The following is a 7,877-nucleotide window of genomic DNA, read 5'->3' as shown; positions in this document are numbered from 1 at the left end:
GACCGGCGCCGCGACGAGCGCGGCCCGGATCCGCGCCGCGACGATCGCCGCCCGCGGCGGGACGACCGCGCGGCGGAACCCAGGCGCGACGACTATCGCCGCGACCGGCGCGACGACCTCGGCCCGGCCGTGCGCGGCTTCGGCGACAGCGTGCCGGCCTTCATGACGATCCCGATCCCGCGCGCCCGGCGCGAGGAGACCGTGGCCGCGGCCTCCGAGGGAACTGCACCCGCCTCCTCGGCAGAGGCCGAGGCGGCCTGATCGCCCGCGGTTGCCGCCCCGCGGCAACCGACTAGATTCCAGCCACAGGCGCGTGCGCGGCCACAGGGCCGCATGCGTGCGAGAGGAAGCGCCAGGAGGCCAGGATGAACGTCGTCAGCCAGGTTGCCGCCGAGAGCACGCCGAAGAAGTCCTCCCTGCCGCCCTTCAAGTGGGACGACCCGCTGCTGCTCGACGACGTCCTCACCGAGGACGAGCGCATGATCCGCGACGCGGCCCGGCAGTTCTGCCAGGAGAAGCTGATGCCGCGCGTGCTCATGGCGAACCGCCACGAGACGTTCGACCGCGAGATCATGAACGAGTTCGGCGAGATGGGCTTCCTGGGCGCGACGCTCGACGGCTATGGCTGCGCCGGCGTCTCCTATGTCGCCTACGGGCTGATGGCGCGCGAGGTGGAGCGTGTCGATTCCGGCTACCGCAGCGCCTTCAGCGTGCAGTCCTCGCTCGTGATGTTCCCGATCCACGCCTTCGGGTCCGAGGAGCAGAAGCAGAAGTTCCTGCCGAAGCTGCGCACCGGCGAGATGGTGGGCTGCTTCGGCCTGACCGAGCCCGATGCGGGATCCGACCCTGCCTCGATGCGCACGCGCGCGAAGAAGGTGGATGGCGGCTACCTTGTCTCCGGCTCCAAGACCTGGATCACCAACTCACCCATCGCCGACATCGCGGTGGTCTGGGCGAAGGACGACGAGGGCGTGCTGCGCGGCTTCATCCTGGAACGCGGGATGAAGGGCCTCTCCTTCCCGAAGATCGAGGGCAAGTTCAGCCTGCGCGCCTCCGTCACCGGCATGATCATGATGGACGAGGTCTTCGTGCCGGAGGCCAACCGCCTGCCGGGCGTGAAGAGCCTGGCCGGCCCCTTCCAGTGCCTGAACCGCGCGCGCTACGGCATCGCCTGGGGTGCGATGGGCGCCGCCGAGTTCTGCTGGCACGCCGCGCGCGACTACACGCTGAACCGCAAGATGTTCGGCAAGCCGCTCGCTGCGACGCAGCTGATCCAGAAGAAGCTCGCGGACATGCAGACCGAGATCACGCTCGGCCTGCACGCCGTGCTGCGCGTCGGCCGCCTGTTCGACGAGCACAAGGCCTCGCCCGAGATGATCTCGCTGGTGAAGCGCAACAACTGCGGCAAGGCGCTGGATATCGCCCGTGTCGCGCGCGACATGCATGGCGGCAACGGCATTGTGGACGAGTACCATGTGATCCGCCACGTCATGAACCTGGAGACGGTGAACACCTACGAGGGCACGCACGACGTGCACGCGCTGATCCTCGGACGCGCGCAGACCGGGCTGAATGCCTTCGGCGGCTGATCCCGCCCGCGCGCGGCGCGGCGACGGGGGCTGAACGCTCCGCCGCCATGCTGACGACCGGGCATGACCTGCTGACGGTGGAGCGCGCGCTTCAGGTCGCGCTCGCACCGGCGTTCGTCATCAGCGGCATCATGGCAGTGCTGAACCTGCTGAACTCGCGCTTCCAGCGCATCGGCGACCAGGAACGGTCGCTGCGCGACGCCCCGGCCGACACGGCGCGTCGCCTGCACCCGATCCTGCGGCTGCGCGGACGGCTGACCTATGCGGCGATCGTCTGCGGCATCCTCGCCTCGATCTCGCTCTGCCTTCTCGTGATCGTCTCCTTCGTCGAGCCGATCTTCGGCATCGGCGCCGGCGTGCATGTGGTCGGGCTGCTGGTGCTCGGCATGGTGCTGCTGACGGCCGCGCTGCTGCTGCTGCTCATGGAGATGCTGCTGTCGGTCCGGGCGCTCGACCGCGGCGAATCGTGACGGCCCCAGCACTGCGCGTCGAACGGTTGGGCGCGGGCGGCGACGGCCTTGCCACCCTGCCGGACGGCACGCCCTGCATCATACCCGGCGCCCTCCCCGGCGAGCTGGTGGACGCCTCGCCAGCCCCGCCCCGCAACGGCGCCGTCCGCGCCACGCTCGATGCGGTGCTGGAGCCGAGCCCGGCGCGCGTGCCGCCGCCCTGCCCGATGGTGGCGCTGGGCTGCGGCGGCTGCACGCTGCAGCACTGGGCCCTCGCGGCACAGGCCGAATGGAAGCGCGTACGCCTGGCGGAGGCGCTGGCCCGCGCCGGCTTCACCGATGCGCCGGTGGCGGAGACCGTCACGACGCCGCCGGACAGCCGACGCCGCGCCGACCTTGCCCTGCGTCGGCGGCCGGACGGCAGCGTCGTCATCGGCTTCCACAAGCGCGGCAGCACCGAGGTGCTGGACCTCGCGACGTGCCATATCCTGCGCCCCGAGCTCTTCGCGCTGCTCGCGCCGCTGCGTGTGCTGCTTCGCAGGCTTTCCGCGCTGGCGCGGCAGGGCTCGGCGGTGGTGAACCTGCTCGACACGGGGCCGGACCTGCTGCTGCGCACCGACAGGACGCTGGACGCCGCCGGACGCCGCCTGCTGGCGGCGTTCGCCGCGCAGCTCGGCCTGCCCCGCATCGCCTGGGCGCCCGAGGAGGGGGAGCCGGAAACGGCCGCACAGACCGGCCCCGCCACCCTGCTGATCGGCGGGGTGGAGGTCGCGCCCCCGCCGGGCGCCTTCCTCCAGGCCAGCCGCGAGGGCGAGGCCGCGATCATCGCGGCGGTGCTCGGCGGATTGCCCGCCAAGCTGCCGGCGCGGCCGCGCATCCTGGACCTCTATGCCGGGCTGGGCACGCTGAGCTTCCCGTTGGCTGCTCGCGGCCGCGTCACCGCCATGGAAGGCAGCGCGGCGGCGGTGGCGGCGCTGGACGCCGCGGCGCGCAAGGCGGTCGCGCGGGTGGAGGCGGTGCGTCGCGACCTCGCCCGCCGGCCGGTGCTGCCGGCGGAGCTGAAGGCCTTCGACCTGGTCGTGCTGGATCCGCCCTATGCCGGCGCGGCGGACCAGGTGGCGCAGATCGCCCGCAGCGCGGTGCGGCACGTCGCCTATGTCTCCTGCAATCCGGCGGCGCTGGCACGGGACGCGCAGGCGCTGCGGGCCGCCGGCTTCTTGGTGACCGCGGCGACGCCGGTGGACCAGTTCCGCTGGTCGGCGCATCTCGAATCCGTGGTCCACCTGGCCCGCGGATGACCGCGGGGCGGCCGAGGGCACGAAACATCGTTGCGGCACGACAGTGTTCGGGGTTGCATCGGCTTTGCGCCACCCAACCTAGGGCGGGCTGGAACAGCCAGGGAGCGACCGAGGACAATGCATCGTCGAACCGCCATGCTCGGGGCGGCCAGTGCCGCGCTTGCCCTGCCGACACTGCTGCGCAGCGACCCTGCCCTCGCCCAGGCCCCCGCGCCGGCGCCCTCGCCCGGCACGCCGGGCTTCTTCCGCTTCCGGCTGGGTTCCTTCACCGTCACCACGCTGTTCGACGGCTTCTTCCAGCGCCCCGCCGCCGGCTTCATCCGCAACGCAGAGGCCACGGATGTGGAGCGCGTGCTCCGCGAATCCTTCCTGTCCCCCGACCCGCTGCGCATCCCCTACTCCGTCACGATGGTGCAGACCGGGCAGCACACCGTGCTGTTCGACGTCGGCACCGGCGGGCAGTTGGCCCCGACGGGCGGCTGGATGTTCGCGAACATGCGTGCCGCCGGCGTCACGCCGGAGCAGGTGACGCTGATCGTGCACAGCCACTTCCACGCCGACCACATCAGCGGCCTGACGACGCGGGAGAACCAGGTGGTCTTCCCGAATGCGGAGATCGCCGTGCCCGAGCCCGAGTGGCGCTTCTGGACCGATGAGGGCCAGGCCTCCCGCGCGCCGGAGGCGATGCGCCCGGCCTTCGCCGGCGTGGCGCGTCGCTTCGGCCCCTACGGCAATCGCATCCGCCAGTTCGCGCCGGGCACCGAGGTCGTCGCGGGCATCCGCAGCATCGCCGCGCATGGCCACACCCCCGGCCACACCGTGTTCGAGGTGACGGACGGCAACCAGGGCCTGCTGGTGCTGGGCGACACCACCAACCGGCCCGAGCTCTTCGCCCGCAACCCGGGCTGGCACGCCATCTTCGACATGGATCCGCAGGCCGCCGAGGCGAACCGCCGCGCCCTGCTGGACCGCGCGGCCACCGACCGTCTTGCCGTCACCGGCTATCACTTCCCCTTCCCGATCGCCGGGCGCATCGCGCGCGACGGCCAGGGCTACCGCTTCGTCGCCGCGGACTGGATCGACGGCATCTGAGGGAGAAACGCCACATGACCACCCTGACCCGCCGGGAGGCTCTGCTCGGCGCCGCCGCGATGGCGGCCGCCGCGACCGGCGCCTCGCCGGCCCGGGCCGCAACTGCGCCGGCCTTCCACCGCGTCCAGGTCGGCGCGCTGGAGGTCTTCGTCGTCAACGACGGCTCCGTCACGCGGCCCGATGCCACAAGGGGCTTCGTGACCAACGTCCCGACCGAGCAGGTTGCCGGCGCGATGCAGTCTGCCGGGCTGCAGGGCACCGCGCTGGAAAGCCCGTACAACGTCACTATCCTGCGCACCCCGCGCGGGCTGGTGATGTTCGATGCCGGCACCGGCGGCCTCAGCGGGCCGAACACCGGCACGGGCCCGGCGAATATGCGCGCCGCAGGGCTGGACCCGGCACAGGTCACGCTGATCGTGCACACCCACTTCCATGGCGACCACATCAACGGCCTGACCACCAACGAGGGCGTCGCCAACTTCCCCAACGCGCAGATCATGGTGCCGGAACGCGAGTGGTCGTTCTGGAACGACGCCGGGGAGGAGAGCCGCGCCACCGAGTTCCGCCGGCCGGGCTTCGCGCTGGTGCGCCGCCGCTTCGCGCCCTATCAGGGCCGGGTGACGACCTACGGCCCCGGCGCACAGGTGGCGCCCGGCGTCACTGCGGTCACCACGCCAGGCCATTCGCCCGGCCACACGTCGCTGCTGATTGCCGACGGCAATGCGCAGCTGCTGGTGCTGGGCGATGCGGTGCACGCGCCGCAGCTGTTCCTGCCGAACCCGGACTGGGTGCCGATCTTCGACATGGACGCGAACCAGGCGGTGGAGACGCGCCGGCGCCTGCTGGACCGGCTGGCGACCGACCGCATCCCGGTCGTCGGCTACCACTTCCCGATGCCCGCCACCGGCCGCGTCGAGCGCGCCGGCACGGGCTACCGGCTGGTCGCGGGCGCCTGAGGCCTACCGGGCCAGCGCCTCGGGATTGACGCAGGCCTCGGGCGGCAGCGGCCGCCCGAGCAGCACATCCAGAAGATGCGTCGCCGCCGCCCGGGCAGTGGCGGCGCGCGCCGTGGTCGTCGCCGAGCCCATATGCGGCGCAAGGATCAGGTTCGGCACGCCCGTCAGCACCGTTTCGGCCGGCGGGGGTTCCACCGGCCGCACATCGAGCGCCGCCGACCGCAGCCGCCCGGCGCGCAGCGCCTCGGCCAGCGCGGCCTCGTCCACCAGGCCGCCGCGCGCGGTGTTCACCAGGATGCCCTCCGGCCCGAGCAGGTCGAGCGCCTCGGCGCCGATCATGCCGCGGTTCGCCGCGGTCAGCGGTGCATGCAGCGACAGCACGTCGGATTGCTGAAGCAGGTCCTGCAGCGAGTCCGCGCGCAGCACCGGCGCGATGTCGCCAGCCAGATGCAGCCGCGGGCTCCAGGCGACGACGCGCATGCCGATGGCCAGCGCGATGCGCGCCACGCGCTGCGCGATGCGCCCGTAGCCCACCAGGCCGAGGCAACGGCCGTGCAGCTCGAGGCCGAGCGGCGTCTTCTCCCAGCGCCCCTGCCGTGACGCCTCGGCATGCTTCGGGATGTCGCGCGCGGCGGCCAGCATCAGGCCGATGGCGAACTCCGCGACCGACTGCGCATTCGCGCCCGTCGCCGTCAGCACCGCGATGCCGCGCGCGCTGGCCGCGGGCAGGTCGATGGCGTCGACGCCGACCGCGGCGCGCGAGATCACGCGCAGGCTCGGGCAGCTGTCCATTGCCGCGGCCGAGATCGGCAAGAAGCGGGAGATCACGCCATCCCACCGGCGCGCCGCCAGCTTCGCCTCCATCTCGGCCCGCCCGCCCTCGAAGGAGACGAAGTCCAAGCGGCAGCCGGCCGCGTCCAGCAGGGCGCGTCCGGCAGGCTCGAGGGTCGGGGCGGTCACGAGGATGTCGAAGCTCATCCCCGGCCTTTCGACGCCCTGCGCCCGCCGGTCAATCCGATTCCGGGAGACCGGCAACCGCGCTGCCGGCGCGGGCGTTCGCCGGGCGCTGCGGCAGACCAACCCGCATCCGCAGGAGGAGGAGCGAATGGCCGAGACGGACAATCGCAAGGAAGGCGGCCACAGCGGCGGTCAGCACGACAGCGCGGAGGGCGTGAAGGGCGTGGAGCCGGAGACGGTCGGCGCCGGCAAGGAGAAGGACCCCAACAACTTCGCCAACGATCCCGAACGCGCGCGGGAAGCCGGGCGGAAGGGCGGCGAGGCCCGGCGCGAGAAGGGCTGAGCGACAAGCGGTCTCCCCCCTTGCCTCACTCGCCCGCCGCGGGCACATGCCGCAGGACGGTGCAACCCGGGAGACCGACCTTGATCCGACGTCGCCACCTGCTGCTCGGCGCCAGCCTCGCGGTGCCGTCGCTGGCGCCGCGCGGTGCCGCCGCGCAGGCCTTCCCGTCCCGCCCGGTCCGCATCGTGGTGCCCTTCGCGCCGGGCGGCGCGGTGGACATCACCGGGCGCCTGCTGGCGGAGAAGCTGCAGCCCCTGCTGGGCCAGCAGTTCCTGGTGGAGAACCGCGGCGGCGCCGGCGGCAACCTGGGTGCCGACGTGGTCGCCAAGGCCGAGAAGGACGGGCACACCATCCTGCTCGGCACGGCGACGATCTTGGCCGCGAACAAGTTCCTGTTCCGCCGCGGCATGCCCTTCGACCCGATCCGCGACTTCGCGCCGATCACGCGTGTCTCCACCGGGACGGTGCTGCTGGTGGTGAACAGCCAGCGGCCCTGGCAGAATTTCGGCGAGCTGATCGAGTTCGCGCGCCGCAACCCCGGTCGTGTGACGATGGGCTCCTCCGGCACCGGCACGGCCAGCCATCTGACGATCAGCGCGGTGTCGCGCGCGGCGGGCGTGGACATCACGCATGTGCCCTATCGCGGCGGCGGACCGGCCATCACGGACCTGCTCGCCGGCAGCATCGACATGATGTTCGACGTGATGCCCGCGCTGATGCCGCATGTGCGGGAAGGCCGCTTCCGCGCGCTGGCGGTCGGCAGCGCGGACCGCGTGGACTACGTGCCGGGCCTGGAGAACGTGCCGGGCATGCGGGAGCTGATGCCGCAGGCCGGCATCGACATGCAGAGCTGGTACGCCGTGACGGCACCCGCCGGCACGCCGGCCGACCGCATCGCAACGCTGCACCGCGCGATCGTGCAGGTGGTGCGCACCGACGACTTCCGCGAGCGTCTGCAGCCGCTGGGCTTCAAGCCGATCTGGGACGAGACGCCAGAGGCCTTTGGCGCCTACATGAGGTCCGAGGAACAGGTCTGGCAGCGCATCGTCGAGGCGAGCGGCGCGACGCTGGAGTAGAGAAGCCCGAAGAGATCGGGAACGGAACGGGCGGCCCGCGTTCTTCACGCGGGCCGAGCGGCCGAATGGCCGCCGCGCGCGGCGCCCCCGCCGGCGTCAACGCCTCCGCGCGTCGGC

8 protein-coding genes and 1 pseudogene are annotated in these 7,877 nt (G+C 72.5%); 8 read left to right on the top strand and 1 reads right to left on the bottom strand.

Translation table 11 applies throughout. The features are described 5' to 3' along the window. The 6 genes and pseudogenes from OZN99_RS04835 to OZN99_RS04810 all read left to right on the top strand — a co-directional run. A pseudogene (locus tag OZN99_RS04835) lies at positions 1 to 261 on the top strand (DEAD/DEAH box helicase); the annotation flags it as partial. Between the two features lie 104 nt (positions 262 to 365). Continuing rightward, a complete protein-coding gene (locus OZN99_RS04830; RefSeq protein WP_270934043.1) occupies positions 366 to 1,589 on the top strand; it encodes an acyl-CoA dehydrogenase in 1,224 nt (407 codons plus the stop codon). A gap of 47 nt (positions 1,590 to 1,636) precedes the next feature. After that, positions 1,637 to 2,059 (top strand): DUF2721 domain-containing protein, encoded by a 423-nt coding sequence (locus OZN99_RS04825; RefSeq protein ID WP_270934042.1) that lies wholly within the window; start codon positions 1,637 to 1,639, stop codon positions 2,057 to 2,059. Beyond that, the gene (locus tag OZN99_RS04820; RefSeq protein ID WP_270934041.1) at positions 2,056 to 3,336 is read left to right on the top strand and encodes a class I SAM-dependent RNA methyltransferase; all 1,281 of its coding nucleotides are present in this window, start codon (positions 2,056 to 2,058) and stop codon (positions 3,334 to 3,336) included. Before OZN99_RS04825 ends, OZN99_RS04820 begins: the two co-directional genes overlap by 4 nt. A gap of 117 nt (positions 3,337 to 3,453) precedes the next feature. Next, positions 3,454 to 4,428 carry an MBL fold metallo-hydrolase gene (locus tag OZN99_RS04815; protein ID WP_270934040.1) on the top strand — a complete coding sequence of 325 codons (975 nt, stop codon included), beginning with the start codon at positions 3,454 to 3,456 and terminating at the stop codon, positions 4,426 to 4,428. A 14-nt stretch (positions 4,429 to 4,442) separates the two neighbouring features. Then, positions 4,443 to 5,384 carry an MBL fold metallo-hydrolase gene (locus OZN99_RS04810; RefSeq protein ID WP_270934039.1) on the top strand — a complete coding sequence of 314 codons (942 nt, stop codon included), beginning with the start codon at positions 4,443 to 4,445 and terminating at the stop codon, positions 5,382 to 5,384. 3 nt (positions 5,385 to 5,387) lie between these two features. On the opposite strand, the gene OZN99_RS04805 is transcribed toward OZN99_RS04810, so the two are convergent. Further along, the gene (locus OZN99_RS04805) at positions 5,388 to 6,362 is read right to left on the bottom strand and encodes an NAD(P)-dependent oxidoreductase (RefSeq protein ID WP_270934038.1); all 975 of its coding nucleotides are present in this window, start codon (positions 6,360 to 6,362) and stop codon (positions 5,388 to 5,390) included. 127 nt (positions 6,363 to 6,489) lie between these two features. On the opposite strand from OZN99_RS04805, the gene OZN99_RS04800 reads away from it, so the two are divergent. Beyond that, entirely contained in the window at positions 6,490 to 6,684 is a 195-nt protein-coding gene (locus OZN99_RS04800) for a KGG domain-containing protein (RefSeq protein ID WP_270934037.1), read from the top strand. A gap of 80 nt (positions 6,685 to 6,764) precedes the next feature. Next, positions 6,765 to 7,760: a Bug family tripartite tricarboxylate transporter substrate binding protein gene (locus OZN99_RS04795; protein WP_270934036.1), complete on the top strand. Its 996-nt coding sequence runs from the start codon at positions 6,765 to 6,767 to the stop codon at positions 7,758 to 7,760. Positions 7,761 to 7,877: the final 117 nt, after the last annotated feature.

The organism is Falsiroseomonas oryzae (genome assembly GCF_027856955.1).
GTDB lineage: Bacteria > Pseudomonadota > Alphaproteobacteria > Acetobacterales > Acetobacteraceae > Falsiroseomonas > Falsiroseomonas oryzae.
Note: the sequence above shows the minus strand (reverse complement) of the source record. Positions and strands in the feature narration are given on the sequence as shown.